The sequence below is a fragment of the Thermasporomyces composti genome (assembly GCF_003386795.1).
In the GTDB taxonomy this organism is placed as follows: domain Bacteria; phylum Actinomycetota; class Actinomycetes; order Propionibacteriales; family Actinopolymorphaceae; genus Thermasporomyces; species Thermasporomyces composti.
Map to the genome: position 1 here is coordinate 217,109 of NZ_QTUC01000001.1, position 26,574 is coordinate 243,682.

A 26,574-nucleotide genomic window follows, 5' to 3' on the forward strand; every position below is an offset into this window, starting at 1 on the left:
GAGGGGCCGTGATCAGCGCATTGAGAACCACCGCAGCCGGAGCCATCGCCACCCTGCTGGCCAGCCTCGCGCTTCTCCCTGCCATGCAGAGCCAGGCGTGGTTATGGCCCACGGCTTTCGCCGTCGTGTTCGTCGCGGCGACCGGGTTCGGTCTCCGTCACCTTGGCACCCCTCGCCTGCTCATCCCCCTCGGCCAGCTCGCCGCACTTGGCTGGGCCGCCACGCTGGTCTATGCCAACGACGAGCTGCGGTTCGGCTTCCTCCCGAGCTCGGAGTCGGTCCGCACCCTGGTCGAACGCATCAACGACGGGCTCTTGGTGGTCGTCCGCTTCGCCGCTCCGGTGCCCCACGATCCCGACCTGGTGGTCGTGACCGCCCTGGGCGTCGGGCTCGTCGCGATCGTCGTCGACACGATGGTCGCGACCTTCCGCTTGGCACCGTGGGCCGGGCTGCCCCTCCTCCTGCTCTACAGCATTCCCGCCACCACGGTGGCGGACGGCATCTCACCGTTCGCCTTCATCCTGCCCGCGATCGGCTACATCGCCCTGCTCGTCAGCGAGGGACGCGAGCGCCTCAACCGATGGGGCCGAGTCGTGGGCTTCGCCGACGATGTGGCCGGTCCCCAGAAGTCGGTGGGTGGGTCCGCGCTGGGGCAGACCGGACGTCGAGTCGGCGCGACCGTGATCTGCCTCGCCGTGGTCGTCCCCGCTGTCCTGCCGTCTCTGCCGGAAGGGGTCTTCGGGCAGGGCGACGGGCCAGGGCTCGGGAACGGCGGTGGTGGTCAGACCATCCGCGTCGACAACCCCATCGTCGACCTGAAGCGTGACCTGCGGCTCCCACAGAACGTCCCGGTCCTGAGGTATCGCACCGAGGTCAACCAGCCCGACTACATCAAGCTGGTGACCCTCGACGAGTTCGACGGCCAGCGGTGGCGACCATCGCAACGGAGTGTTCGTGACATCGCCGGTGGCTCTGGCGAGAACACCTTGCCCGACCCACCTGGACTCGACGACCGCGTGCCCCGCACGAGAGTGCGCAGCACGTTCGAGATCGCCGAAGCGCTGGAGAGCAAGTGGCTGCCGACGCCCTATCCGCCCAGCGCACTCGACGTGCCCGGCGACTGGGGGTACGACCCCGACACGCTCGACATCGTGAGCAAGGGCGAGAGCTCAGCCGGGTTGCGGTATGAGGTCACCACATTGGACGTCGACCTCCAGCCGGAGGGTCTGCAGGCGGCCGGGCCGGCGCCGTCGGCCGTCCACGGCGACTACACCAGGCTCCCTCCGGACCTGCCTCGCCAGGTCGTCGAGCTCGCCCGTCAGCAGACGGCCGGGGCGGCCACAGCGTACGAGAAGGCGGTGGCGCTGCAGCGGTGGTTCCGCACCGACTTCATCTACGACCTCAGTGTTGAGCCGGGTCATGGTGGCTCGGCGATGGTGGAGTTCCTCACCGACAAGCGGGGCTACTGCGAGCAGTTCGCCGCCACGATGGCGGTGATGGCGCGCTCGCTCGGAATCCCCGCTCGGGTTGCGGTCGGCTACTTGCCCGGGACGCGTCAGCCCGACAACTCCTGGCTCGTCACCGCCCATGACTCCCACGCGTGGCCGGAGCTGTATTTCGCAGGCTATGGCTGGGTGCGTTTCGAGCCGACCCCCCAGGCTCAGACGGGCATGCCGCCGACCTGGACAGTGCCCGACTCCGGCACCACCTTCACTCCGGAGCCTGGGCTGACCGGGCGCCCCGAGGATCCTCGGGAGGAACGAGCGAGCGCCGCGCCGGTCGTCCCCACGGTGGAGCCGACCGACATGGCTGCTCCAGCCAACCCGGGCTCAAACGGGTGGTCCCTCGACCCGGTTCCCCTGCTCATCGGTGCCGGCGTCCTGCTCCTCCTGGCGTCACCCATGCTCGTGCGGACGACGATTCGTCGTGTGCGCTTGGCACGGAGCGAGCCGGCCCACCTGGTCGAGGGCGCGTGGCGTGAGCTCGCCGACGCCTGTCTCGACTATGGCGTGGCCTGGGATGCCTCGCTGACACCGCGGGCGACGGGCGCCCGGCTGCTGACGGCCTTGCCGATGTCGGTGTCGGCGGCTGTCCACCGACTCGTCGGTGCCGTCGAACGGACCCGCTACGCCCCCGAACCCGGATCAGTCGGCAGCACTCCCCGCGATGTCCGCATGGTGATCCGCGCCCTGCGCGAGGGAGCGCCGCTCAGCCGCAAGCTCCTCGCGCTCCTCCTACCCCCGTCCTTGTGGCGCCACCTGCCGCGGCTGTGGCGACCGATCACACGTTTGTTCGATGCGGTGGACGCGATCGGTCCGCGGCTTCGGCAATGGTGGTCTCGTTCCGATGCTGGAGGTCAGGCGGCCGCGCGACCGGGACGCTGATCTCCCCTGACTTGGCGCGGTTGCGGTCTGGCGGAGTACGACATTCGATCCGCGAGAATTCGATCCGCGAAAGCGTGACGTCGCGACACCGCCGCCTGCTCATCCGCCGCAGGGCGGCTGATCACGTGGAGCGAGCAGGTCCCAAAGCCAAGATCCGATGGACTGCGAAAGAGCGGGCACACTCAAGCCCAACGATAGGAAGGCTCGGAATCCTGCGAAGGACCCCGAAAGGCGGAGGAGGCTAGAAGCCGGACTCCCGTCTGCGTCGCCAGCGCTCCTCCATCCGCTGCATGAACGAACCGCTCGGCTTGCCCTTCGCACCGGGCCGGCCGGCACGACCACGCAGCGGGATCACCGTGGACGTCTCGCCCGATGCGGGCATATGGCGCAGCGTCGTCGCCACGTAGTAGGCGGACACCAGCATGACGACGAAGCCCAGGACACTGACCACGATGTAGCCGGTGGCATTCCGTCCCGTGGTCATCACGACGGCGCCACCGAGCATCATGACCATGCCCACAAGGAACACCAGTGCACCAAGGACCGCCCTGCGGCGTTGCCGGGTGCGCAAGTCGACTCCTCGCAGCGCCGAGGCCAGTTTGGGATCCTCGGCGGCAAGGGCCCGCTCCATCTGCTCGAGCAGTCGCTGCTCGTGGTCGGAGAGAGGCACCGGACCTCCAACGGGACACTGCCGTGTTCGATCTTTAACGGCTTTAGGTGCAGTCTAGGCAGGCACCGACCCGCGCGGTAGCTGACCTGTCACGTTCGACGGTACCCCGGCAGTCCCGGCCTGCTCCACCCCGCGGCCGCCCGAATCGTCACGCACGTCCTAACCCCGTCACTTCGCGGCCACGCTGGTCCTCTCGATGGGTCTGACGCGGCCGCCGTCGGTCAGAGCCGCCGAGCCAGCACGTGAAGCTGGGTCGCGAGAGCGCGGAAGGTGGGATCCTCGCTCGCCAAGGACTCCAGCTGTAACAACTCGTCGACACCGCCAGGATCGTCCGCGCATCGGCTCGGGACGAGGTCGGTGACCACGCGGACCCCGTGCTCGGCGAGCACCACCAGGCCGGCGTCTTCGACCGCTCGGCGCAGCTGTTCAGCGGTGAACCGCCGGGGCACCGGATCGCTCACACCCCAGCGGCCAGCCGGGTCGGTCAGCGCCGTCCGAGCCTCGGCGATGTGACCGCCGAGCAGCTTGGTGAGAACCAGGCCGTAGCGATTGGCGACGACGACACTCAGCGCACCACCCGGCCTCAAGACACCCGCCAACGCACGAAGAGCGACACCGGGATCGTCGACCACCTCCAAGACGCTGTGGCAGAGCACGAGGTCGGCAGTCGTCTGGAGGACGTCCGGAAGGTCGGCGGCGTCGCCCTGCACAGCTCGAACACGGTCGGTGACACCCGCCTCCTCCGCACGCCGTTCCAAGGCCGCGAGGGAGTCCGGACTGGGGTCCACGACTGTCACGCGGTGGCCCAATCGGGCGATCGGTACGGCGAGATTGCCCGTGCCGCCACCGGCGTCGACGACGTCGAGGACGGATCGGGCCGCGACCTCCACCTGCTCTTCCAGGGCAGCTCGTACCAGGCGCCAGATCACTTCAGCACGGACCGATCGGCGGTGGCCGGCAGCACTGCCTGGCGACTCGCCCCACGGATGGTCAACGGTGTCAGGGGTGTGTGGGCCTCGCTGGGCCACGGGCGGAGCCTCCTCGACGGTGTGAACAGCTCGCCCCAACCCTACGGCGCAGCGGGGTCACTCGGACCACGGAAGGTCGTATTCGACGTCGTCCGCGTCCGACGTCGAACGCATCCGACGATGCCATGGTCAGACCAGATCGGCCTTCCGACCGGTTCACACGTCCGAGCCAGCCTGCGCGCCCGGGTCAGGTCGCTCCAGGGGAGGCAGGCCTTCGCTCCTACGCGGCAGCGCCCGGTCGTCGCGACGGCGTGGGATCCGCAGCGGCCGCCGTCGCCGGTCCACCGGTCGGTCCAGTGCGCGGCTGGTCGACAACACCCGATCCCTGTGGGAGCACCGGTCGATGCGGGACGTCGAGCAATTGCTCCACCACGACCAAGAACCGCTCCGCGTCGCGAAGCAGATCGTCCGCCTCGCGATCGGTCACACGACCGAGGCCTGCCTCCAGGGCCGCTCGCTTGTCGGCACCGGCGGCGAAGAAGGCCGCCCACTCGCTGAGTTCCGGCGCCACCCGGGCGAGGAGCGTCCAGGCGCTGGTCGGGCGGCGACGACCAGCCGGACGCGCGCGGCTGGCGAGCACGGCGGCAGCGATCCGCAACGCGGCGACGTGAGCGGCGACGTACCGATCCGCGGCGGAGTCCGCCAGCATCGCCTCGGTGAGCGAGGCGCGAGCTCGGTCGAGTGAGGTGAAGACGCTCGGTCCCAACGGCGCCTTGTATCGACTCGTGGCGCGTGTCGACATGACGACTCCTCCTGGTCAGACAGCGTCCGTCCGAGGGACTCCTACGGCCTGGCTGCGCCTCCCCCTCGTTTCGCTTCGCGCGTCCCGATCCGTCCACGTGTCAGCCGCCGTGCGTGCGTGACCGAAGGCTGCTGGGGTCTGGGCGGAACGCTTCCCCTGCCCTGCACACTCCGCCCAGACCCAGCCAGGCCCGAGCTCGCCACGATGGTGGCGGCTGGGCCCTCACCCGGCGGAGACGAGGCACCGCACCACCGGCGTTGCTCGAACATACGTTCGAACGATGGGCACTGTATCCGGCCACCGCCGAGGGCGTCAACACCGGAACGAGCAACCGGACACGACGCGCGGAGTTCGCAACCGGCAAGGGCCGGGTCCCGGCTGCTGGAGACGCCCAGACGATGCCGGGTCGAGACCCAGTGCCAGGTCGAGATGCCGTCGGTACGGGCCGTCATGAGGCGAGTGTGACAGCGAGCACCGACAACGCCTCAGCTCACGGAGTGGAGAAGACCACGGCGAAGACCGGTGGGAGACGCGGAGGAGAAGACGTGGAGGAGAAGAAGAGGACGACGAAGGAAGCGAGCGAGAGAAGCGACCGGACGCGCCTCGCGCGTCTCGGGTGAGCCCCACCCCCGTCGGGGCCCACCCGAGACGGTGCCTTCCTCTTGCCTGGAATCTTCCCGGCCGGAACGGCCGGCATCATCCGAAGCCGTACTCAATCCGGACTAGGTACCCGGACGAGGTCCCAGCCTGGGTACGCAGCCGGGGTCTGGGCACGACGCCTCAGGGGTGTCCACCCAGACGGAAACGGCAGGGCGAGCCGTGACCAGCGGGACCGGCCAGTCAGGCGGAACGTGGGCGCGCACTAGGCTCCCCTGGCTGTGGCACGCGTCGTCGTGGTCGGAGGAGGGCTCGGCGGGCTCGCCGTCGCCGCTCGGCTCGCGAAGAACGGACACCAGGTCACGCTGGTGGAGCGCGCCACCCGGCTGGGTGGCCAGATCACGCGCCGGACAGGTGTCGGCCCAGCCGAGGGCTTCCAGTGGGACGCGGGGCCCGCGGAGATGACGTTGCCGACCACCATCCGCGACCTGTTCCGCAAGTCCGGACGGCCACTGGAGAGAGTCCTCGACCTCCACCTGGTGACCGACCCTCGACGCCACGTGTTCTCGGACGGCACGGTCCTCGACCTGCCCACCCAGAGCCGGGCCGACCAACGACGCGCGCTCTCCGAGACGCTGGGCGCGGCGACCGCGGACGCGTGGGAGGCGACCGTCGACGGTTTGACCGCGACGTGGGAGCTGCTCCGCACCCGCGTCCTGGAGGTCCCCTTCGCGGGAGCGCGACGTCTCGGCCCTCGAGCACTGCGCCGTCTGGCGTTCGGGACGTCGCTTTCCACCTTCGCCGGTCGCGCACTCCCCGATCCACGCGCGCGGCGCGTCCTGGAGTACACGGCCGTCGGTGTCGGCTCCGAGCCGCGGCTGGCTCCGGCGCTCACCGCGGTCCACGCCTACGTCGAGCGGACCTTCGGGCTCTGGCGCTGCCCCGGGGGCTTCGCCCGGCTGGCCGACGCCCTCGCCGACCGAGTCCGGGAACGCGGTGTCGACCTTCGGCTGGGGAGCGCGGTCGTGGCCATCGAGACCAACGAGGCCGCCGTCACAGGTGTCCGACTGTCAGACGGCAGCCGGCTTGCGGCTGAGGTGGTCGTGTGCGACATCGACGTGCGCGACGTGGTCTCCCGGCTGTCGCCGAGCGCTCCTCGGGCGCTGCGGCGAGCCGCTCGACGGCTCCGTCCCGGGCGAGCACTTCGCCTCGTCCACCTCGGCCTGCGAGGCGAGGCCGAGGACCTCCCCCACGAGACCGTCGTCCACGGCGCGGAGGCGACCGTCGTCGTGCGGGCGCCACGCGACCCCGCTCTCGCGCCGCCGGGCCATCGCGCGGTCACCCTCGTGGTGCCCGACGGGGCGTTGGCCGGCGAGGACGTCCTCCGGTGGCTCGCCCGGTACGGCGTCGACCTCCGCGACCGGGTCGCGGTCCGTCTCGACGACGAGTCCCGTCCATGGGGGCCGACCTGGCGGGGGCCGTGGCGTGGCCTGGGCGTCGCGCGCAACGCCACACCGGTTCGAGGACTGTTCCTCGTCGGCGACACCGCGCACCCGGGGCCGGGCGTGCCCGCGGTGCTGCTCGGAGCCGCCGCCACCGTGCGGATGATCGACGAGACGTTCGGGCGGCCGCCTCGATGAGGCACCTGCCGGGGTCAGCGAGCCGCGCGGACTCCGGCGATGTTGGCGTAGATCTCCCGCGTGGCTGTCGAACGGTTGAGCGTGTAGAAGTGCAGGCCAGGCGCGCCGCCAGCGAGCAACTTGAGGCAGAGCTCGGTCGCCACCTCCACACCGATCGCACGGACCGCCGCGGGGTCGTCCTCCACGGCGAGCAGCCGCTCGGCCAAGTCGGCGGGGAACTCCGCGCCGGACAGGAGGGCCATGCGCTCGATTTGGCGAACGTTCGTGACCGGCATGATCCCAGGGATGATCGGGATGTCGCAGCCGTAGCGGCTAGCCCGCTCGACCAGCGCGAAGTAGTCGTCGGCGTCGAAGAAGAACTGGGTGATGGCGAAGTCCGCGCCCGCCTTGGCCTTGCGGGCGAGGTACCGCGCGTCGGCCTCCAGGCTCTCGGCCTCCGGGTGCCCTTCGGGGAACGCCGCCACGCCCACGCAGAAGTCCCCCAGCTGCCGGATCAGCGCGACCAGCTCCTCTGCGTGGTCGAAGCCGTCGGGATGACGGACCCATGGCTGCCCCGGTCCACCTGGAGGGTCCCCGCGGAGAGCGAGGATGTTGCGCACGCCGGCGTCGGCGTACGCGCCGACGACCGAGCGCAGCTCGGCGCGGGAGTGACCGACGCACGTCAGGTGTGCCACCGGGTTGAGGGTGGTCTCGGCGGCGATCCGGCCGGTGATCCGCACCGTACGGTCCCGGTTGGACCCGCCGGCACCGTACGTCACCGACACGAAGGTGGGCGAGAGACCTTCCAGCTCCCGGATGGTCCGCCACAGCTGACGCTCGCCCTCGTCGCTCTTCGGCGGGAAGAACTCGAACGAGTACGACACCGCACCGCCCGCGAGCAGCTCACGGACCGTCGGGGGAGCGGCGAGCCTCGTGGAAGGTCGTCGGGGTGCCATGCGGCCCAGGCTACTGGGACGGACGGCCCCGCGGTCTAGGCTGGCGGGCGTGCCGAGCATCAAGCGCACCCAGGACGACACCGCCGAGCACGGGAGCGCGGGGGCCGGTGGCGCCGGCCTGGATCTCGCGCCGCTGCGCGCCGCTGTCGATCGCGCCTTGGACGAGTTCCTTCGCGGCAAGGCGGCCGAGCTGCGCGCCATCGACCCCGAGCTCGACGCCCAGGTGACGACCGTCGTCGAGTTCGTCGCGGGCGGCAAGCGGCTGCGTCCCGCGTTCTGCTACTGGGGTTGGCGCGGCGCCGCCGGCGACCCCGACGATCCCCGCGTCGTGGTCGCCGCCGCGGCGTTGGAGCTTCTTCAAGCGGCGGCGATCGTTCACGACGACGTGATGGACGCCTCCGACACCCGCCGCGGCAGGCCCTCCGTGCACCGGCAGTTCGCCACGCTGCACACGACACGGGGATGGGTCGGTCCGGCCGAGCGGTTCGGGCTCGGTGGGGCGCTCCTCCTCGGCGACCTGTGCCTGTGCTGGTCCGACGAGATGCTGCGCGGCTGCGGGCTCGCGCCCGACCGCCTGCTCGCCGGATTGGCGTACTTCGACACGATGCGCACCGAGGTGATGGCCGGGCAGTACCTGGACCTGGTGAGCCAGGCCTCCAACACCGCCTCGCTGGACCGAGCGATGCGAGTGGTGCGGTTCAAGAGCGCCAAGTACACCGTGGAGCGTCCGCTCCACCTCGGCGGGGTGCTGGCCGGCGCGAGCCCCGAGCTGCTCGAGGCGTACTCCGCCTACGGCATTCCCCTCGGCGAGGCGTTCCAGCTGCGCGACGACATCCTGGGCGTGTTCGGCGATCCCGCCGTCACCGGCAAGCCCGCCGGCGACGACCTGCGCGAGGGCAAGCAGACCGTGCTCGTCGCCAAGACCCTCGAAGCAGCCAGTGACCTGGAGCGGGAGCGGTTTCAGGCCAGGTTCGGTCGGCGCGACCTCGACGACGACGGGGTCGCGGAGCTGCGCGAGCTGATCGTCTCCACAGGCGCGCTCGACGCGGTGGAGGGCATGATCGCCGAGCTCACGACCACGGCGGAGGAGGCGCTGGCGAAGGCGCCGCTCGCCGACGACGCGCTCCGTGCCGAGTTCGCCGCCTTGGCCCAGCTCGCCACGCAGCGCACGGTCTAGCGTCGACCTCGGCCGGCTTCGACGCCACCTCGTGGCTAGATCGGCGGCCCGCGTCGACCGCCCTCGTCGCAGGCCGGCCGGAGCCCAGGCCCGCCCACTCTCATTCGGGGACCAGCGAGGGAACGTCGAGCGCTGGCCCGGTGCCGACGAGCAGGACCACGAAGGGCCCGCCGAGCGAGCGAGCCGCCCGGCCGGTGAACGCCTCGATGGCCAGGCGCGCCGCTTCGGGGTTGAGCTCGGCGAGGCCCGCCCAGCCGTCCCACACGACGAGGACCCCGAAGTCATCGCGGACCTCAGCGAGGTACGCCGTCAACGACTCCAGACCTCGGCCGAGGTAGGCCGGCAGGCCGAAGGTCTTCGCGACCGCGTCGAGCAACCCCGCCTTGTCGACCACGGTCGTCGTGTCGAGGTAGATGAACCTCCAGCCGGCCTCCCCCACGACGGCCTGGATCCGGTCGGTCGCCGGCGCGGCGGGCCACAGGTAGACCCCCGGGGCGCGATCACCGGTGAGCACCTGTTCGAGTGGGTCGAGCGTCGACACCGCAGTCCTCCGGCCGTCCATGGAGCCCAGTCGTCGGCCCCGCTCGGTTCACCTGGCCCAGGCGGCCGACCTGGCCGAATCGACTCTGCCCCGAGTGAGGCGGACTAGAAACCCAAGACCTGGGCGTGACGACGAACGAGACGGCCCCGGCCGTGCGCGAGCGCCGCGATGGGGGTGCCATCGAGCGCCTCGTCCGGGGTGAAGAGCCACCGCACCGCCTCGACGGCGTCGTAACCCTGGTCGTGCAGGACGGTCAGCGTGGACCCGAGACCTCGGAGCACGTGATCGCCATCGAGGAACGCGGCCGGCACCAGGAGAGCCTCACGGTCGTCTCGGGCGCTCGGGACGGCGACCAGCTCGCCGTCACGGAGCAGTTGACGGACCTTGCTGACGCTGACGTGGAGGCGCTCGGCCACCTCGGGAATGGTCAGCCACTCCCGCACCAGCGCGTCGAGGTCAGGGGCGGCCGCGTGCGTGGTCGAATCGCTCTGGCTCACTCTGAAGAGCCTGCCACCGACTGCTTGACACTAACCAGCGGGTCGGCGAGGAGATCCAGGTCGACACGGGCGTCCCGCTCGGCCAGTCGCCGCGCCTGGGTCAGGTCGCGGGGTCGGTCGACGGTGAGGGCGGCGGCGATCCGGTGATCCGCGGTCACCCAGAACACCGCCCAGGTCGGGTCGCGGGTCGGGTCACCTCGCCAGACCAGTCGAGCGTCCGGCATCGGGACGCCCGCGAACTGGACCATGCGTCCGAACTGCTCACTCCAGACGTACGGCACGGGGTCGTAGCTGGTCGGGCGCCCCAGGAGCGTCGCGACAGCCGCCGCGGGCGCCCGCAGGGCGTCATCCCAGTGCTCGCCCCGGATCCGCCGCTCGTACCGCGGTGACCAACGGGCGGCGACGTCGCCCACCGCCACGACGCCGGGCCAGCTGGCGCGCAGATCCGGGCCGACCAGCACACCCGCGTCCACCTCGAGGGGCGAACCTTCGAGCCACCCGGTCGCGGGGCGAACGCCGACCCCCACGATCACGACGTCAGCCCGCAGCAGCTCACCGTCGGCCAGCTCGACGCCGTCGGGTCGGACCTCCGCGACCCGCTGGCCGGTGCGCAACTCGACGCCGGCCCGCGCGTACCAGGGCGCGAGGTGACGGCCGACCTCGGGCGGCAGGACGTGAGGCGCCGGCGTGGCGGCCTGTTCGACGACGGTCACTCGGCAGCCCCGGCGTGCGGCGGCCGTCGCGACCTCCGCGCCGATCCAGCCGGCGCCGACGACCAGCACACGAGCGCCGGGGCGAAGGGCCGCGCGGACCGTGTGAGCGTCGTCCCGCGTCCGCAGGTAGTGACCACCGGTGCCGGGCAGCCGCAGCGGCTCGGCTCCGGTGGCGATGATGAGCCCGTCGTACGCCTGGTCTTTGCCGTCGGTCTCGACCAGGCCGGGTCGCAGGCCAGTGGCCCGCACACCGTAGTGCACGTCGACCTTCAGCTCCTGGGGGTCGAACGGCAGGGTCGAGTCGTCGAGGTCGTTCAGCAGGAACCCCTTGGTCAACGGCGGGCGGTCGTAGGGCGGGTACCGTTCCGCGCCGAGGAGGACCAGCTCACCGGCGTATCCCTGGGCCCGAAGCGCGGTGACCGCCTGGAGACCCGCCAGGCCGGCTCCGACGACGACGACTCGCTCCACGCCTCGCACCTTAGAGGCTGCGTCGAGGTGGGCGGTCACCGCCGCGGTGACGTAACCGCCAAGATCGCTGCCTTCTGTGATCGTTATGTCGCGTCCGGTGCGTCCCTAGGGCGCCTTGACCTGGTGTCTTTACACTCGTGGGGATCTGTCCGACCACCCCTACGAGGTCCGCACGTGGACGTGACCGTCAGCGACCCGATGGTCGGCCGTCTGCTCGGCGGCCGCTATCGCGTGGGTCGGCGCATCGCGCGCGGCGGTATGGCCACCGTCTACGAGGCCCGCGACAACCGGCTCGACCGTACCGTCGCGGTCAAGGTGCTGCATGCCAACTTCGCCGACGACGCGGACTTCGTCCGGCGCTTCCAACGGGAGGCGCGGTCGGCCGCGCGACTGTCCCACCCGAACGTCGTGGCGGTCTTCGACCAAGGCTCGGACGACGGAGTGCCCTACCTCACGATGGAGTACGTCCCCGGCGGCACCTTGCGACAGCTGCTACGTGAGGAGGTACGCCTCTCGCCGGACCGGGCGTTGACGATCCTGGACCAGATCCTCCAGGCGCTCGCGGCGGCACACCAGGCCGGTCTGGTGCACCGCGACGTGAAGCCGGAGAACGTCTTGCTGGGTGAGGACGGCTCGATCAAGGTCGCTGACTTCGGGCTGGCTCGGGCCGTCTCGGGACACACCAACACCGCCACGCAGGGCCTGCTCATGGGCACGGTCTCCTATCTCGCGCCCGAGCAGGTCACCCACGGTGTCGCGGACGCTCGCGCCGACGTGTACGCGGCGGGGATCATGCTGTACGAGATGCTGGTGGGCGCCAAGCCGCACGAGGGCGACTCGCCGATCCAGGTCGCGTACAAGCACGTCAACGAGGACGTGCCAGCACCGTCGCTCACCGTGCCCGGCATCCCCGCCTTCCTCGACGGCCTGGTCCTGCGGGCCACGGCTCGCGACCGGGACGTCCGCCCGGCGGACGCGCGGGTCTTCCTCCAGTACGTGCGCAGGGCCCGCAGCGCGCTCGCGGAGGGCGTCGACGACCCCGAGCTCACGCAGGACCTCACGATGTTCCTGCACCGGCGACCGACGCCTCCCCAGGTGCTGGGAGTCGAGCCCACCCTGGTGGCGCCCGCTGAGGAGATGCGCGGTGCGATCGGCGTCCCCGCCGGGGCTCCCCGCCCTGGGGGCGATGTCGCTTCCTCGAGAACCTCCGTACGGTGGTGGCGGCGGCGGATTCCCGTGCTCGCGGCGACGCTCGTGCTCCTCGTCCTCGTCGCGGGTGGTGCGTGCTGGCTCGCGGGAGTTGGGCCATTCACCCGGGTGCCCGTCGTCGTGGGCGTCGCCCAGTCCGAGCTGGATGAGTTGGCGGCCCGCTCGGGAGTCCGATTCGTCGTCGCGGGCCAGGTGTACAGCGAGGAGCACCCCAAGGGCACCGTGGTGCGGTCCGAGCCGACGCCCGAACAGCGCACTTTCCGGGGCAGCACGGTCCAGGTGTGGGTCTCTCGCGGGCCTGAGCGTTACCCGGTCCCCCGGCTCGCCGGTCTCACTGAGAAGAGGGCGCGCGAGCTGATCGCCGCCACCAAACTGCGGGTCGGCTCGGTCGAGCGCGTCTACACCCTCGAGGTCGGCCGGGGCCGAGTGATCAGGTCGTCTCCAGCGGCCGGCGCGCTGCTACGCCGGGACTCCCCCGTCAACCTGGTGGTCAGCCTGGGACCCGAGCCGGTGACGATCCCCTCCGTGACCGGCCTCCCGCTCGACCAGGCGAGGGCCACGCTGGACCCGCTCGGCCTCACCGTGACCACCTCGGAGGAGTACTCCGATACCGTCCCCGCCGGTGCGGTGGTCCGCCAGAACCCAGGTCCTGGGCCCGGCCACCGTGGCGATACCGTCGAGCTGGTCGTCTCCAAAGGCCCCGAGTTCTTGCCGGTGCCCGAGGTGCGGGGCCGCAGCGAGCAGGACGCCCGACAGATCCTCACCGACGCCGGGTTCCAGGTCGAGGTCCGACACAGCCAGCTCTACGTCGGGGCGAACCTGGTCGTGAACCAGTCCCCTGGGGCTGGCGAGTCCGCGAGGGTCGGCTCGGTGATCGTGCTCGAAGTGGTCTGACACTTCTCCCGGGTGCCATGTCTCCCAGGTGTCTTGTCTCCCAGGTGTCATGTCTCCCAGGTGTCATGTCTCCCGGGTGTCAAGGCCGTCCGGCGCGAGCCGTCAGCTGGCGGAACCACCACCGTGCGCCAGAGCAGGGGTTTGAGAACCTGGTGCGGTGCCCGCACGTCCACGTCGCACACCATCGATTCCTATCGGAGCCCACGTGCCCGTCTCGGGTGGGCTGGCGAACGGAGCCATCCGAGCCGCCACCGAGATCGGCGCCGAAGCCATCCAGGTCTTCGTCGGCAACCCTCGCGGGTGGGCGCAGAGCGCCGGAGACCCGGCCCAGGACCACGCCTTCCGGGCATGGTGCGAGCAGGCCGGCATACCGGTCTTCGTGCACGCGCCCTACCTGGTGAACCTCGGCTCGCCCACGCCAGAGACCGTGCGGCGTTCCGCTGACGCGGTGGCGCACAACCTTGCGCGCGCAGCCGCGATCGGAGCACGGGGCGTGGTGGTGCACACCGGTTCCTGTGTGTCGGAGGGGAGCTATTCCCAGGCGATGCGGCAGCTACGCGACCGGCTCCTGCCGCTGCTCGACGCCCTCCCGCCGGACGGCCCGCGGCTGGTCCTGGAGCCGACCGCCGGTCAAGGTCGGTCACTGTGCGCCGGCGTCGACGATCTCCCGGCGTACCTGGACGCGCTCGACCGGCACCCCGCACTCGGCATCTGTCTCGACACCTGCCACGTCTTCGCCGCAGGAGCCGACCTCGACCAGAGGGGTGGCATGACCCGCACACTTGACCGGGTGGTGGCGTACGCCGGCCCGGATCGGCTGCTCCTGGTCCACGCCAATGACGCCAAGGATCCCCGCGGCAGCTACCGGGATCGGCATGAGCGCATCGGACGCGGCCACATCGGCAAGGCCGCCTTTCGCGCCCTGTTCCGCCATCCGGCGATGCGCGGTGTCCCAGTGATCGTGGAGACCCCGGGCGGCAAGGAGGCGTGGCGCGAGGACATCGCCCTGCTCAAGGCCCTGCGTCGGGGTGGACGGTGACCTCGGTGTCAGGCGCACCGTTGGTCTCCGGCGAGGAGACACCTGCCAGGCCGACCGGGCGTGAGTCCGTGCTCGCCGTCACCGGACTCCTCGTGGTCACGGCGTCGTGGGGGTCGACGTTCTTCCTCATCAAGGATCTTGTGACCCGCGTGCCCGTGCCCGACTTCCTCGCGCTGCGATTCGCTGTCGCGACGGCAGCGCTGGCGCTGGTCGCGTGGCCGGCGGTGCGACGGCTGAGCGCTGGCGCGAGACTCCGGGGGGTCGTGCTCGGTCTGCTCTACGGACTCGCCCAGATCCTCCAGACGGAAGGGTTGGCCCATACGGCCGCGTCGGTGTCCGGGTTCGTGACCGGGATGTACGTCGTCTTGACGCCGGTGTTCGCGGGACTGCTTCTCCGCCATCGGATTGGCGTGCCGGCCTTGTGCGCGACTGGGCTCGCCACGGCGGGACTGGCGGTGTTGTCCCTGCGCGGCTTCGCCTTCGGTCACGGCGAGTTGCTCACGCTCGCGTCAGCGGCGCTGTACGCGTTGCACATCGTGGCTCTGGGTGCGTGGACCAACCAGCGGGACGCGCTCGGGCTCTCGGTGGTTCAGGTCGCCGTCATCTCCTGCGTCTGCGCGTTGGCCGCGCTGCCCGGCGGCATCACCGTGCCGAGTCGGGGCGACGACTGGCTCGCCTTGCTCTACATGGCGCTGATGGCGGGAGCCTTCGCGCTCGTCACGCAGACATGGGCGCAAGCGCACCTGTCGCCGACCAGGTCCGCGGTGATCATGTGCGCCGAGCCGGTGTGGGCGGCGCTGTTCGCCGTCGTCTTCGGCGGCGAACAGGTCACCTTGCGGATGGTCGCCGGTGGCGGACTGATCCTCACCGCGATGTACACCTCGGAGCTGGGCAACAGTCGGCCGCAGCGCGACGCACAGCCGTCGAGGTCTGCACCGAGCGAGACCTGATCGCCGCCCCTCTTCGCCGCCTCAGCGGCGTCACGCTGTCGGATTGGTCTGGTCGTCCGCCCACCGATTGGTTCGGGAACGCGCGGCCTCCTGCACGTACGCTCGACCGCGCACATGCTCGACAACAGTGACTTCGGAGCGTCCATGGAGTATCGCACCATCGGCACCAACCCCGCGACTCGGCGGTCGGTGAGCGTGCTGAGCCTCGGCGCCATGATGTTCGGGACGGCGGTCGACGAGGCGACGTCGTACGCCATCCTCGACCGCTACGTGGAGGCGGGTGGCACCTTCATCGACACGTCGAACAACTACGCGTTCTGGCACAGCGGTACGCAAGGCGGTGAGAGCGAGACGTTGCTCGGCCGGTGGCTGCGCAGCCGCGGCGTCACCGAGAAGGTGGTCATCGCCACCAAAGTTGGAGCTCGACCGCTGACGCCCGGGACGAGCTACGTCGACAACGCCGAAGGGCTGTCCGCGAAGGTCATCCGGGAGCAAGCGGAGCGGAGTCGCGAACGCCTCGGCGTGGAGAAGCTCGACCTGCTGTACGCGCACATCGAGGACCCCAGGACGCCGTTGCAGGAGACGGTCGAGGCGTTCGCCGAACTGGTCGCTGACGGCGTCGTCGGTCTGCTCGGTGTGAGCAACCACTGGGCATGGCGCGTCGAGCGCGCTCGTCAACTGGCCGCTGCGGCCGGGCTACCCGGATATGAGGTGCTGCAGTACAGCTACTCCTACCTACGGCCGCGCACCGACCTGCCGGGCGAGCTCTCCAGGGACGGCAACCTGGGTGCGGCGAGCGGGGATCTGCTGAGCTACGTGCGAGAGCACGAGGGCCTCACGCTCGTCGCGTACTCGCCGTTGCTCAAGGGCGGTTACGTCAAGCGCGACAGGCTCGGCGCGGAGTTCGACCACGCCGGCACCGCGTCACGCCTCCAGGCGCTGCAGGAGGTCGCCGATGAGACGGGCGCGACCGTCAACCAGGTCGTCCTGTCGTGGTTGATCGGGCACGAGGTTCCCATCATTCCGCTCGTGGGCGTGTCCTCGCTGGCGCAGCTGAACGAGAACCTCGCCGCCGTGGACCTCACGCTCACCCCGGAGCAGCGGGCCAAGCTCGACGCGGCTCACTGAGACCGGCTCGTCGTGACCACGTGCGACGGGCCTTCGCGCCGTCGTACGTGGTCACGGCTCAACTCACGTGCCGAGCGCACGCACGCCGCCCACGGCGCTCAGCAGCGAGCCGTTCCCCTCACCGGTCGTGGCCGGGTGGGCTTGCGGAGTGGCCGGTGACGGACCGTCCTCGTCGCGGTCGACCCCGCCGAGCTGCGAGCTCGACCGTTGAGTCGACGCGGTGTCCGGATTCGGCAAGCGACGGGGGTTGATCCAGCGCAGCCGTCGTGGTCATCCTCGACCCGGCTCCCGGCGTGTCCGATTGGCTGGTTTCCCAATGTGGGAACGTGCCCACATCGGAAGCGTCGGTACCAGCGACAGCGACGTTCGCCTAGGTACAGTGACTCGCGCCTAGGTGGAGTCGCCGGCTCACGGGAGGTACCGAGGGTGACCGCAACAGCGCAGGTGGCATCCGAACGCCAACCATCCCCCACCGGTCGCGCAGCCGCCCGGAGAGCGTGGAGCCCACGAGAGAAGGCCAACCTCGTCAAGGGCCTTCTCTTCATCAGCCCCTGGATCGTGGGCGTCCTGGCCTTCGTGGCCTACCCGATGGTCTACTCCCTGGCCATCAGCCTGACGAAGTACAGCGGCATGCAGGCCCCGGAATGGTTCGGGCTCGGCAACTACGTCCGGCTGTTCCAGGACCCGTTGGCGTGGACGTCGATCTACAACACGCTCTTCTACTCCGGATGGGCGGTGCCCATCGGACTGGTGGTCGCGCTCCTGCTCGCCCTGGCGATGAACCGCAACGTGCGGGAGGTGGCGTTCTACCGCACCGCGCTGTACATACCGTCGTTGGCGCCGATCTTCGCGCTGTCGTTCATCTTCATCGTGCTGGTCAACCCCGGCACGGGTATCGTCAACCAGTTCTTCGGCCTGTTCGGCGCCGAGCCTCGGGACTACCTGGCCGACCCGACGACAGCGAAGCTCGTCATCGTGGCGACCGCGCAGCTCGGCGCTGGTAACGCCGCCCTCATCTTCCTGGCCGGGTTGAACAACATCCCGCAGACGTTGTACGAGGCAGCCCGCATCGATGGCGCGAACGCGTTCCAGTCGTTCACTCGGATCACGCTTCCGCTGCTCACGCCCGCGATCCTGTTCAACCTCATCACGGGCATCAGCGCAGGCCTGCAGGTCTTCACCCAGGCCTACATCATGACGCGCGGCGGCCCCAACAACGGCACCTTGTTCTACATGTACTACCTGTACAAGAACGCGTTCAGCTACGCCCAGCTCGGGTACGCGTGCGCGCTCGCCGTCATCCTCTTCCTCGTCGGTGTGATCCTCGCCGTGGCCGTCTACCAGGTCTCCAGGCGTTTCGTCCACTACGACGTCACCGCCTGAAGCCGGCGCCGCGCAGACATCCGACCCAAGAAACGAGGACCATCATGGCCACGCAGACCGAGATCGACTTCCGCACTCGGCGGCAGGACAGCGGGCCCGTGATGTCGGCACGCTCCCGTCAGCTGCGCCGGCTCTGGGACGGTGTCGGCAACCGGATCTTCCTGATCACGATGTCGGCGCTGTTCCTCCTGCCGCTGTACTGGATGGTCGCGACCGCGCTCAAGTCGAACGAAGAACTGGCCACCACGCCGCCGACGATCATCCCGAGAAGCTGGCAGTGGAGCAACTTCGTCGAAGCGTTCCAGACGATTCCGTTCGCCACCTACTTCAGCAACTCGGTCATCATCACCGTGCTCGGCGTGGTTGGCTCGGTGCTCTCGAACCTCATCGTGGCCTACGGGTTCGCCTGCATCGAATGGCGCGGCCGGGACAAGGTCTTCTACGTCGTCTTGGCGACGCTGTTCATCCCCTTCCCCATCGCCATCATCCCCACCTTCGACCTGTTCGCCTGGCTGGGTTGGATCAACACCTTCCTGCCGCTGGTTGTCCCCCACTTCCTCGGCAGCGCGTTCTTCGTCTTCCTGCTTCGCCAGTTCCTGCTCCAGATCCCACGCGAGCACCTCGACGCCGCGCGGGTAGATGGCGCGAACGAGTGGCAGATCCTGTGGCGGGTGGTCTTCCCGATGGCGCGGCCAGCGGTCGCCACGGTGGCGATCTTCAGCGCGGTGGGCTCGTGGAACGACTTCATGGGGCCCCTGCTCTACCTGCAGGACGAGGCCAAGCAGACGCTCGCGATCGGGCTCGAGGCGTTCCGGTCGACCCACGACGTGCAGTTCAACCTGCTGATGGCCGCGTCCGTGATGATCGTCCTCCCGCTGGTCATCTTGTTCTTCGCCGCCCAGAAGTACTTCATCCGCGGCATCACGCTCGGCAGCTTCAAGTAGGAGAGGGCACTCGCAGATGAGATTCCGACGCACTCGTCCTCGCCGGCTCCTCCTCACCGCGTTAGCCATGCTCATGGTGGCGGCCACTGGCGCGGCCTGCGGAAACGACCGACCAGACAACGAGCTGCTGGTGTGGACCTCTCTCGGCGGCGAGATCGATATGGCACCGCAGCGGCAGATCATCGCCGAGTTCGAGAAGCGCAACCCCGGCGTCAAGGTTCAGATCGTGCCGAAGTCCGGGCGCTTCACCGGTGACAACACCGCGCTGATCGCCGCCGTGCGCGCCAAGGAGCCCCCGGACGTCTTCATCACCGACCGGTTCACGGTGGCCAACCAGGCGTCGATCGGTCTGCTCACCAACCTGTCCGAGCTCGCTGGTGAGGAGGCCGACGAGCTGGCCAAGCAGTACCTGCCGTTCGCGATCGCCGAGGCCTCCTACAACGGCGACCTCTACGCCCTGCCGTTCGACACCGACGCCCGCGGGCTCTACTACAACAAGCAGGTGCTGCGGGACGCGGGCATCGATCCCGACGTGCTCGACCCTCGCCATGGACCTCCCACGATCGCCGAGGTCATGGAGATCGCCGACAAGATCACCCAGACCGACGAAAGGGGCAACTACACCCGTCTCGGCATCATCCCCTGGGACGGCCAGGCGTTCCACGCCACCTGGGGTCTGATCAACCGCGCGCAGTGGTACGACGAGAAGACGTGCGAGATCACCGCCACCTCGCCGGGCTGGCTGAAGACGTTCCGGCAGTTCGACGAGTGGGCGCGGAAGCTGGACTTCCAGAAGGTGCAGGCCTACCTCGCCACCTACCGTCCGCCGAACGCCGACCCGTCGACCTCCCCCTTCTACACCGGTCGGCTCGGTATGGCGATCGACGGCAACTGGCAGCTGGCCAGCATCAAGAAGTACGCACCCGACCTGGACTTCGGCGTGACCTGGCTGCCCGTACCGGAGGAAGGCGACCCTCCCCTGACGTGGTCGGGTGGCTTCGCCCTGGTCATGCCCAAGGGCGTGAAGAACCCGGACCTGGTCTGGAAGTTCATGAAGTTCTACGCCGGCGAGGAGGGGCAGCGCATCTACGCCAAGGGCGCCAGCAAGATCCCCACGTGGAAGTCGCTCATCAACGACGAGAGCGTCACCGGTGAGCAGGGGATCTTCCCGAGCATGATGGAGCACTCGACCAACCGGCCGGCACTGCCTGTGGGCGCCCAGATCTCCGACGCGATGGACGCCGCGCAGTCCGGCGTCCTCCTCGGCGAGCTCACACCGGAGGAGGCCACCCAGCAAGTGCAGGACCGGGTGGGACCGCAAATGAAGCAGTTCTGCCCGTTCACGTTGACCTAGTCACGCTCTCGACCACCGTCCGAGACGGTGTCACCGCCCGCTTGTCGGCGATCGCTGTCCACAAGCGGGCGGTTTCATACCGTTTTCCAGACCTGCCGCGTGTCGCGTCCCCACCGTCTGGAACCATGAGGTTCGTGCAGGGTTGGCCCAAAGACGCGTGCGTCGGCACGGTGACACGGGTCGACGCCCGGCGCGGGCTGCCGCCGGGCCAGCGGGTCGCCCGGGAGTGGAAGGTCTACCACTACGGACCTCTGCCGCGTCCGAAGGACCTCGCCACCTGGGACCTGCGGGTGTTCGGCGCGACGGCGTCGGGGCGCGAGCACGTGTTCGACCTCGACGCGCTGGCCGACCTGTGCCGGATCACCGTCGACGCTGACCTGCACTGCGTGAGCGGCTTCAGTGTCCTCAACCTGACCTGGGAGGGCATTCCTGCCCAGCGGCTGCTGGAGCTCGCGCCACCGCGGGACGACGTTCGCTACGTCGTCGCCTGGGCACAGTACGGCTACTCGGCGAACATGACGCTGGCCGACTTCACCGCGCCGACCACGATCCTCGCCACCGGCGTCAACGGCCAGCCGCTCAGCGTCGAGCGTGGCGGACCGCTTCGGCTGGTCGTTCCCCACCTGTACGCCTGGAAGGGGCCGAAGTGGCTCCGGGCCATCGAGTACCTGACCCACGACCGGCGGGGGTTCTGGGAGGAGCGCGGGTACCACAACCGCGGCGACCCGTGGTCGGGACGCCGCTACTCCTACCAGGAGGAGGCCGGCGAGGGCCCGCCCTTGTGAGTCGTCGCGCCGATCCGGCCGTCGCTGCCGAACCGTGACCATCAGGGCTGTCCGAATCCTGGACAATCGTCCCGGAGACTGAGCGGACGCGGGCTAGGTTTCGCTCTCAAGCGGTCCAGGCCCTCGCCGCTGGGACGGAGGTCCGCCGGCCATGGTGGTCGTCATGCAACCAGGCGCGACCCAGCACCAGGTCGACGCCGTCGTCGCACACATCGAGGCTCGGGGCGGGGCGGCGTTCGTCAGCAGGGGCGTGCGTCGCACGATCGTCGGCGTCGTGGGCGACACCGACATCTGCTTCGAGCTCGACCTGAGCAGGATGCCCGGAGTCGCGACGGTGCTCCGGGTGACGGCGCCCTACAAGCTGGTCAGCGCCGAGGCCAGCGGCGAGCGCTCCGTGGTCCACGTCGGACCACCGGACCGACGGGCGCCGATCGGACCCGGCACGTTCACCCTGATCGCGGGGCCGCCCGCGCTGGTGAGTGGCGACCAGGCGGTCGAAGCGGCCCGCTTGGCCGCCGCCGCGGGCGCGTCGGTCCTGCGGGGAGCCACCTACCGGCCCCGCCTCGCTCCGCCGTCGCCGCCGGGGATGGACGAATCCGACCTCCGCACCCTCGCCGAGATCGGGCGGGCAACCGGACTCCCGATCCTCGTCGAGGTGGTCGATCCCGCCGACGTCGAGACCGTGGCGGGGTACGCCGACATGCTCCACGTGGGGTCGGTGAACATGCAGAACCTTCCCCTCCTCGATCAGGTCGGCCGATGCGGTCGCCCCGTCCTGCTCACCCGTGGTACCCACGCCACGGTCGAGGAGTGGCTGCTGGCCGCCGAGTACATCGCCGAGCGGGGCAACCTCGACATCGTCCTGTGCGAGGCTGGCGTCCGAACCTTCGATCCGGCCGTCAGCCGAGCCCTCGACATCGGCGCCGTCCCTCGGGTTCAGCGGCTGTCGCACCTCCCGGTGATCGTCGATCCCTCGACCGGCGCCCACGAGCTGGTGGTCCCGCTGGCGAGGGCCGCCATCGCGGCGGGCGCCGACGGCCTGCTCGTCGACGTCCACCCCGACCCGGACAGCGTGCTCGTCGACGGGCGCTGCCCGGTCGCCGGCGCCGTCCTTCGCGAGCTGGCTTCGGTGCTGCGCCACCTGCCTCCGCTGATGGGTCGTGCGTTGGCCGACGCTCGTCGCTCCTGACGCCACACGCTCTGGTACGCGTGCTCAGCCTTCGCGGATCGCACGGGCGAGGACGTCCCCGGCCCACGCGCAGTCGTCGGCGCCGACGTCGAGGTGGGTCACCAGGCGCAGGGTGGACGGGCCCAGCACGGACACGAGGACGCCCTCGGCCCGGGCGCGCTCCGCGACCTTGGGGGCCGCGGGACCCGACGAGGGCAGGTCGATCACGACGATGTTGGTCTCGGCGTCGGACACCGCGGCCACGCCGTCGAGTCGCTCGGCCAGGGTGCGCGCCAGCGCCTGGGCATGGGCGTGGTCCTCGGCGAGCCGCTCGATGTGGTGGTCGAGCGCGTAGAGACCGGCGGCCGCGAGCACCCCCGCCTGACGCCATCCCGCGCCCAGCCGCTTGCGCCACACCCGCGCCTCGGCGATGTGCCGCGCGGAGCCGGCGACCAGCGACCCGACGGGCGCTCCCAAGCCCTTGGACAGGCACACCGTCACCACATCGGCGAGCTCGGCGTAGACGTGGACTGGCACACCCGTCGCAACGCTGGCGTTCCACAGCCGCGCACCGTCGAGATGGATCGCGACGCCGGCCTGCGTCGCCATCGTCCGCAGCGCGCGCAGGGTCGGCACGGGCTGGACGCTGCCCCCGCCGAGGTTGTGGGTGTTCTCCACGGACACCGCCGCGGTCGAGACGAAGTGCGGGCCGGCGTCGGGTGCGAGCATGGCCTCGATCGCGTCGAGGTCGACCAAGCCTCGGGGGTGACTCCACGTCCGCGTCGTGACACCGAAGACGGCGGCGTGCCCGCCGAGCTCGGCGCGGGCGATGTGGGCGCGCGCTTCACACAACACCTCCTGTCCGGGCTGGACGACGGTGTGGACCGCGAGCAGGTTGGCCAGCGACCCGCTCACCGTGAAGAGCGCGGCTTCCTTGCCCAGCAGCTCGGCGACCCGGTCTTCCAGCGCCCGGCAGGTGGGGTCCTCCCCGTAGACATCGTCGCCCACCTCCGCCTGGGCCATCGCCCGCCGCATTCCCTCGGTCGGCTTGGTGACGGTGTCGCTGCGCAGGTCGACGAGATGGTCTGGCTGTCGAGACACGACGGCACCGTATCCGACGGCTCAGGTCCGGCCGCACCCGAGCGACCTCCTCGGTGGCCGATTTCTCTCCGCGACTGACCGATCTCGGAACGAGCTGATGTCGACTGCTGACGCGGTGCGATGCTGGCTCGAGACGAGACGCGATCATCGCGGAGGTCTGGGCTCCCCATGCGCATCCACCCCACCCCGGACGACCTCATCGAGCTCACCGCCAGCTGGACCGGCGACCGATTCCCCGACGGGCGACCACGGGTTCCCGACGATGTCCTCGACAAGATCCGCCTCGCCACGACGGAGCAAGCATGGGCGGTCCTGCTACGCGAGGGCTACGAACGCCAGTTCGCCGGTGGCTGGCGACAGACCCATCCCGGCACGATCCTCGTCGGACGCGCGGTGACGGCCGCGTTCCTGCCCCACCGGCCGGACTTCGACGAGGCGGTTGTGCGAGCCGGCGCCCGGGAGGGGCACCTGGAAGCGGACCGGCAGAACTCCTGGATCATTCAGACACTGCAACCCGGCGACGTGATGGTGACCGACATCTTCGGAAAGGTGAAGGAAGGCACCGTCGTCGGCGACAACCTCAGTACCGCCGTAGCGGCCCGTACCGGTGTCGGCGCCGTCATCGACGGCGGCATCCGTGACTACCAAGGCATCGTCGAGCTCGGTGGTGGTGTCAACTTCTTCTTTCGCGACGTCGACCCCACTCCCATCCGCAACGTGACGCTCGCCGGCATCAACATCCCGATCCGCATCGGCGAGGCGACGGTCCTGCCTGGCGACGTCGTCCTCGGCACGCCCAGCGGGGTCATCTTCATCCCAGCGCACCTGGCGGCGAAGGTCGCCGAGGTCAGCGAGGAGATCCGGATTCGCGACGTGTTCGGCAAGCTCCGCCTCGCCCACGGCGTCTACACCAGCGCCGAGATCGACGTCCCCACCTGGGCCCCGCACATCGAAGCCGACTTCCAGCAGTGGCGGAAGGAGTCGCGATGACGACGGACCAGGCGGAGGAAAGACTCCTGGACAAGGTCAACACCTACTCCCGCCCGTCCGATCTGCGGATCACCGACCTGCGGGTCGCCACGCTCGTCGGGGTGCCGTTCCGCTCGACGATCATCCGGATCGACACCAACCAAGGCATCTCCGGGTACGGCGAGGTTCGCGACGGCGCGAGCAAGACCTACGCGCTGATTCTGAAGAGCCGTCTGCTCGGGGAGAATCCCTGCAACGTCGACAAGCTGTTCCGCAAGATCAAGCAGTTCGGCTACCACGCTCGGCAGGCCGGCGGCGTGTGCGGGGTCGAGATGGCGCTCATGGACCTGGCGGGCAAGGCGTATGGCGTCCCTGCCTACGCGCTCGCCGGCGGCAAGTTCCGTGACCGGGTCTTGTGCTACGCCGACACGCCCCGGTCAGCCGATCCGACGGTGTTGGGCGAGCGACTGCTGGAGCGACGCCGACGCGGCTACAAGTTCCTCAAGATGGACGTCGGCATCGACCTCCTCTGGGACGTGCCGGGAGCACTCATCGCCCCGCCGGGCGCCCGGGAGTCGACGACGACCATGCACCCGTTCACCGGGATCCAGGTCACCGACAAGGGCGTGGAACTGCTGGCCGAGCACGTCGCGACGGTCCGGGAGATCGTCGGCTATGACGTCCCGCTCGCCGTCGACCACGTGGGCCACATCGGCGTCAGCTCCTGTTTGCGTCTTGGGCGCGCGCTCGAGCCCTACACCCTCGCCTGGCTCGAGGACCTCATTCCCTGGCAGCTCACCGAGCAGTGGCGTGAGCTCACCACCGCGCTCACCACGCCAACCTGCACCGGTGAGGACATCTACCTCGCGGAGAACTTCCGGCCGCTGTTGGAGCGCCAGGCCGTCCGAATCATCCACCCCGATCCCGCCACCTCGGGCGGCATCCTGGAGACGAAGCGGATCGGTGACCTCGCGGAGGAGCATGGCGTGGCCATGGCCCTCCACATGGCGGGAACGCCGATCGCCACACTGGCCAGCGTCCACATCGCCGCGGCGACGAACAACTTCCTCGCGCTCGAGCACCACGCCGCCGACATCCCCTGGTGGAGCGACCTGGTGACCGGGCTTCCCCAGCCCCTCATCGAGGACGGGTACATCACGGTGCCCGACACCCCAGGGCTGGGGTTCGACGACATCAACGAGGAACTCTTCCGCGAACACCTCGACCCAGCCGACCCGACGTTCTTCGCGGACACCTCCGCGTGGGATGCCGAGATCGTGCGGGATCGCCTCTGGAGCTGACGTCCCGCCTTCGACGCGGCGCTCGACGTGGCTAGGACTCGTCGTTCACGGTCTCGATGAGATGGCGCCGTTCCAGTCCGCGCGGCACGACAATGACCGGACAGCCCGCGTGGTGGAGAAGAGCCTGGCTGACCGAGCCCACGACCATCCCGGTGAACCCGCCTCGGCCTCGGGTTCCGACGACCACCAGGCTCGCCTGCTGTGACAGGTCGAGCAGGACACCCGCCGGGTGTCCGGTCAGGACACGTTCCTCGATCGCCACCTCCGGGTGACGCCTCCGGCATCCGGCCACGGCCTGGCGAATCGCTTTGTGTCCAGACGGCGTGCCTCGAAGTCGGGCTCGAACGCGCGCGCCAGGACCTGGCCTCCGGACGTGGGTGACGAGGAGGCGGCACCCGCGAACCGCCGCCTCACGTGCCCCGACCTCGACCACGTCCGTGCTCAGCGATGACCCGTCGACACCGACGACCACGGGCCGAGAGGTGCGTTCCGGCGCAGCCGTGCCACGAACCACCGCGACGGGCGCGTGTGAGCGAGCCACGAGGCCGACAGTCATCGAGCCGGCCAACATGTCGGCCACTGGGCCGAAGCCAGAGACCCCGACGACGACCAAGCTCGCTCGGCTGCTCTCGTTGACCAGCAACGACAGCGGTTGGTCGGTCACGATGGCCGTGCTGATCGGGACGGCTGGCGCCGCCGCTCGCGCCGCCTTCTCCGCCTCGGACGTCACCAGCTCGGCGAGGGCCCGTGGGGCCCCCTCGGCCGCCACCTCCCAGGTCAGGGGTGGGATGGTCGGCAGCTGCCAGGTGAAGGCATGCACGATCCGCAGGGGTACCTCGTGCAGGTCAGCTTCGAGGGCTGCCCACGTCACCGCGGCCAAGGCACCGCTGGACCCGTCAGTCCCGACCACCACCGGCCGGACGGCTGTCGACATCCGCCCTCCTTCCGTCGAACACC

General features: G+C 69.9%; 23 protein-coding genes. 14 read left to right on the forward strand and 9 right to left on the reverse strand.

Going from position 1 to position 26,574, the window contains the following annotated elements:
* Positions 1–8: 8 nt before the first annotated feature.
* Positions 9–2,384: a transglutaminase TgpA family protein gene (locus DFJ64_RS00940; RefSeq protein WP_115848720.1), complete on the forward strand. Its 2,376-nt coding sequence runs from the start codon at positions 9–11 to the stop codon at positions 2,382–2,384.
* Positions 2,385–2,625: 241 nt separating this feature from the next.
* Here DFJ64_RS00940 and DFJ64_RS00945 read toward each other — a convergent pair whose 3' ends face one another.
* From DFJ64_RS00945 to DFJ64_RS00955, 3 genes are all read right to left on the reverse strand, one after another.
* A complete protein-coding gene (locus DFJ64_RS00945; RefSeq protein WP_115848721.1) occupies positions 2,626–3,054 on the reverse strand; it encodes a DUF3040 domain-containing protein in 429 nt (142 codons plus the stop codon).
* Between the two features lie 221 nt (positions 3,055–3,275).
* Complete coding sequence (locus tag DFJ64_RS00950; protein ID WP_245940876.1) at positions 3,276–3,983, reverse strand: methyltransferase domain-containing protein; 708 nt, start codon at positions 3,981–3,983, stop codon at positions 3,276–3,278.
* 319 nt (positions 3,984–4,302) lie between these two features.
* Positions 4,303–4,824, reverse strand: a complete 522-nt coding sequence (locus DFJ64_RS00955) for an SAV_6107 family HEPN domain-containing protein (RefSeq protein ID WP_170152457.1) — start codon at positions 4,822–4,824, stop codon at positions 4,303–4,305.
* A gap of 878 nt (positions 4,825–5,702) precedes the next feature.
* Between DFJ64_RS00955 and DFJ64_RS00965 the strand changes: the two genes are divergently transcribed.
* A complete protein-coding gene (locus DFJ64_RS00965; protein ID WP_170152458.1) occupies positions 5,703–7,061 on the forward strand; it encodes a phytoene desaturase family protein in 1,359 nt (452 codons plus the stop codon).
* Positions 7,062–7,075: 14 nt separating this feature from the next.
* Here DFJ64_RS00965 and metF read toward each other — a convergent pair whose 3' ends face one another.
* Positions 7,076–7,996: a methylenetetrahydrofolate reductase [NAD(P)H] gene (gene metF, locus DFJ64_RS00970; protein ID WP_115848725.1), complete on the reverse strand. Its 921-nt coding sequence runs from the start codon at positions 7,994–7,996 to the stop codon at positions 7,076–7,078.
* Positions 7,997–8,045: 49 nt separating this feature from the next.
* Here metF and DFJ64_RS00975 point away from each other — a divergent pair, with 49 nt between their 5' ends.
* A complete protein-coding gene (locus DFJ64_RS00975; protein ID WP_245940877.1) occupies positions 8,046–9,173 on the forward strand; it encodes a polyprenyl synthetase family protein in 1,128 nt (375 codons plus the stop codon).
* Positions 9,174–9,273: 100 nt separating this feature from the next.
* Here the strand turns inward: DFJ64_RS00975 and DFJ64_RS00980 are convergent, their stop codons facing one another.
* The 3 genes from DFJ64_RS00980 to DFJ64_RS00990 all read right to left on the reverse strand — a co-directional run bounded on the left by DFJ64_RS00980 (position 9,274) and on the right by DFJ64_RS00990 (position 11,392).
* Positions 9,274–9,714, reverse strand: coding sequence for a barstar family protein (locus DFJ64_RS00980; RefSeq protein WP_170152459.1), 441 nt, complete (start codon positions 9,712–9,714; stop codon positions 9,274–9,276).
* Positions 9,715–9,818: 104 nt separating this feature from the next.
* Positions 9,819–10,211 carry an Rv2175c family DNA-binding protein gene (locus DFJ64_RS00985; protein WP_115848728.1) on the reverse strand — a complete coding sequence of 131 codons (393 nt, stop codon included), beginning with the start codon at positions 10,209–10,211 and terminating at the stop codon, positions 9,819–9,821.
* Complete coding sequence (locus DFJ64_RS00990; RefSeq protein ID WP_115848729.1) at positions 10,208–11,392, reverse strand: NAD(P)/FAD-dependent oxidoreductase; 1,185 nt, start codon at positions 11,390–11,392, stop codon at positions 10,208–10,210. The genes DFJ64_RS00985 and DFJ64_RS00990 overlap by 4 nt, the downstream gene beginning before the upstream one ends.
* A 174-nt stretch (positions 11,393–11,566) precedes the next feature.
* On the opposite strand from DFJ64_RS00990, the gene pknB reads away from it, so the two are divergent.
* The 9 genes from pknB (at position 11,567) to DFJ64_RS01035 (ending at position 22,267) form a co-directional block, all read left to right on the forward strand.
* Complete coding sequence (gene pknB, locus DFJ64_RS00995; RefSeq protein ID WP_245940878.1) at positions 11,567–13,495, forward strand: Stk1 family PASTA domain-containing Ser/Thr kinase; 1,929 nt, start codon at positions 11,567–11,569, stop codon at positions 13,493–13,495.
* Between the two features lie 205 nt (positions 13,496–13,700).
* Positions 13,701–14,534 carry a deoxyribonuclease IV gene (locus DFJ64_RS01000; RefSeq protein ID WP_245940879.1) on the forward strand — a complete coding sequence of 278 codons (834 nt, stop codon included), beginning with the start codon at positions 13,701–13,703 and terminating at the stop codon, positions 14,532–14,534.
* A 5-nt stretch (positions 14,535–14,539) separates the two neighbouring features.
* Entirely contained in the window at positions 14,540–15,484 is a 945-nt protein-coding gene (locus DFJ64_RS01005; RefSeq protein ID WP_245940880.1) for a DMT family transporter, read from the forward strand.
* A 114-nt stretch (positions 15,485–15,598) separates the two neighbouring features.
* Complete coding sequence (locus DFJ64_RS01010) at positions 15,599–16,612, forward strand: aldo/keto reductase (protein ID WP_245940881.1); 1,014 nt, start codon at positions 15,599–15,601, stop codon at positions 16,610–16,612.
* 426 nt (positions 16,613–17,038) lie between these two features.
* Positions 17,039–17,995 carry a carbohydrate ABC transporter permease gene (locus DFJ64_RS01015; protein WP_115848731.1) on the forward strand — a complete coding sequence of 319 codons (957 nt, stop codon included), beginning with the start codon at positions 17,039–17,041 and terminating at the stop codon, positions 17,993–17,995.
* 44 nt (positions 17,996–18,039) lie between these two features.
* Positions 18,040–18,939 (forward strand): carbohydrate ABC transporter permease, encoded by a 900-nt coding sequence (locus tag DFJ64_RS01020; RefSeq protein WP_245940882.1) that lies wholly within the window; start codon positions 18,040–18,042, stop codon positions 18,937–18,939.
* Between the two features lie 16 nt (positions 18,940–18,955).
* Positions 18,956–20,293 carry an ABC transporter substrate-binding protein gene (locus DFJ64_RS01025; RefSeq protein ID WP_115848732.1) on the forward strand — a complete coding sequence of 446 codons (1,338 nt, stop codon included), beginning with the start codon at positions 18,956–18,958 and terminating at the stop codon, positions 20,291–20,293.
* 125 nt (positions 20,294–20,418) lie between these two features.
* A complete protein-coding gene (locus DFJ64_RS01030) occupies positions 20,419–21,078 on the forward strand; it encodes a molybdopterin-dependent oxidoreductase (protein ID WP_115848733.1) in 660 nt (219 codons plus the stop codon).
* A 163-nt stretch (positions 21,079–21,241) separates the two neighbouring features.
* A complete protein-coding gene (locus DFJ64_RS01035; RefSeq protein ID WP_245940883.1) occupies positions 21,242–22,267 on the forward strand; it encodes an N-acetylneuraminate synthase family protein in 1,026 nt (341 codons plus the stop codon).
* 24 nt (positions 22,268–22,291) lie between these two features.
* Here DFJ64_RS01035 and DFJ64_RS01040 read toward each other — a convergent pair whose 3' ends face one another.
* A complete protein-coding gene (locus tag DFJ64_RS01040; protein ID WP_281268473.1) occupies positions 22,292–23,347 on the reverse strand; it encodes a threonine aldolase family protein in 1,056 nt (351 codons plus the stop codon).
* A gap of 168 nt (positions 23,348–23,515) precedes the next feature.
* On the opposite strand from DFJ64_RS01040, the gene DFJ64_RS01045 reads away from it, so the two are divergent.
* Complete coding sequence (locus tag DFJ64_RS01045) at positions 23,516–24,337, forward strand: RraA family protein (protein WP_115848735.1); 822 nt, start codon at positions 23,516–23,518, stop codon at positions 24,335–24,337.
* Positions 24,334–25,617 carry a mandelate racemase/muconate lactonizing enzyme family protein gene (locus DFJ64_RS01050; protein WP_115848736.1) on the forward strand — a complete coding sequence of 428 codons (1,284 nt, stop codon included), beginning with the start codon at positions 24,334–24,336 and terminating at the stop codon, positions 25,615–25,617. Before DFJ64_RS01045 ends, DFJ64_RS01050 begins: the two co-directional genes overlap by 4 nt.
* Positions 25,618–25,648: 31 nt before the next feature.
* Here DFJ64_RS01050 and DFJ64_RS01055 read toward each other — a convergent pair whose 3' ends face one another.
* A complete protein-coding gene (locus tag DFJ64_RS01055; RefSeq protein WP_115848737.1) occupies positions 25,649–26,551 on the reverse strand; it encodes a universal stress protein in 903 nt (300 codons plus the stop codon).
* Positions 26,552–26,574 lie beyond the last annotated feature (23 nt).

Excerpts from the sequence above, each read along its gene's own strand:
- DFJ64_RS00955 (WP_170152457.1), bottom strand. The coding sequence starts at position 4,824 with ATGTCGACACGCGCCACGAGTCGATACAAGGCGCCGTTGGGACCGAGC.
- metF (WP_115848725.1), bottom strand. The coding sequence starts at position 7,996 with ATGGCACCCCGACGACCTTCCACGAGGCTCGCCGCTCCCCCGACGGTC.
- DFJ64_RS01010 (WP_245940881.1), top strand. The coding sequence starts at position 15,599 with ATGCTCGACAACAGTGACTTCGGAGCGTCCATGGAGTATCGCACCATC.
- DFJ64_RS01020 (WP_245940882.1), top strand. The coding sequence starts at position 18,040 with ATGGCCACGCAGACCGAGATCGACTTCCGCACTCGGCGGCAGGACAGC.
- DFJ64_RS01025 (WP_115848732.1), top strand. The coding sequence starts at position 18,956 with ATGAGATTCCGACGCACTCGTCCTCGCCGGCTCCTCCTCACCGCGTTA.
- DFJ64_RS01030 (WP_115848733.1), top strand. The coding sequence starts at position 20,419 with ATGAGGTTCGTGCAGGGTTGGCCCAAAGACGCGTGCGTCGGCACGGTG.
- DFJ64_RS01035 (WP_245940883.1), top strand. The coding sequence starts at position 21,242 with ATGCAACCAGGCGCGACCCAGCACCAGGTCGACGCCGTCGTCGCACAC.
- DFJ64_RS01045 (WP_115848735.1), top strand. The coding sequence starts at position 23,516 with ATGCGCATCCACCCCACCCCGGACGACCTCATCGAGCTCACCGCCAGC.
- DFJ64_RS01050 (WP_115848736.1), top strand. The coding sequence starts at position 24,334 with ATGACGACGGACCAGGCGGAGGAAAGACTCCTGGACAAGGTCAACACC.
- DFJ64_RS01055 (WP_115848737.1), bottom strand. The coding sequence starts at position 26,551 with ATGTCGACAGCCGTCCGGCCGGTGGTGGTCGGGACTGACGGGTCCAGC.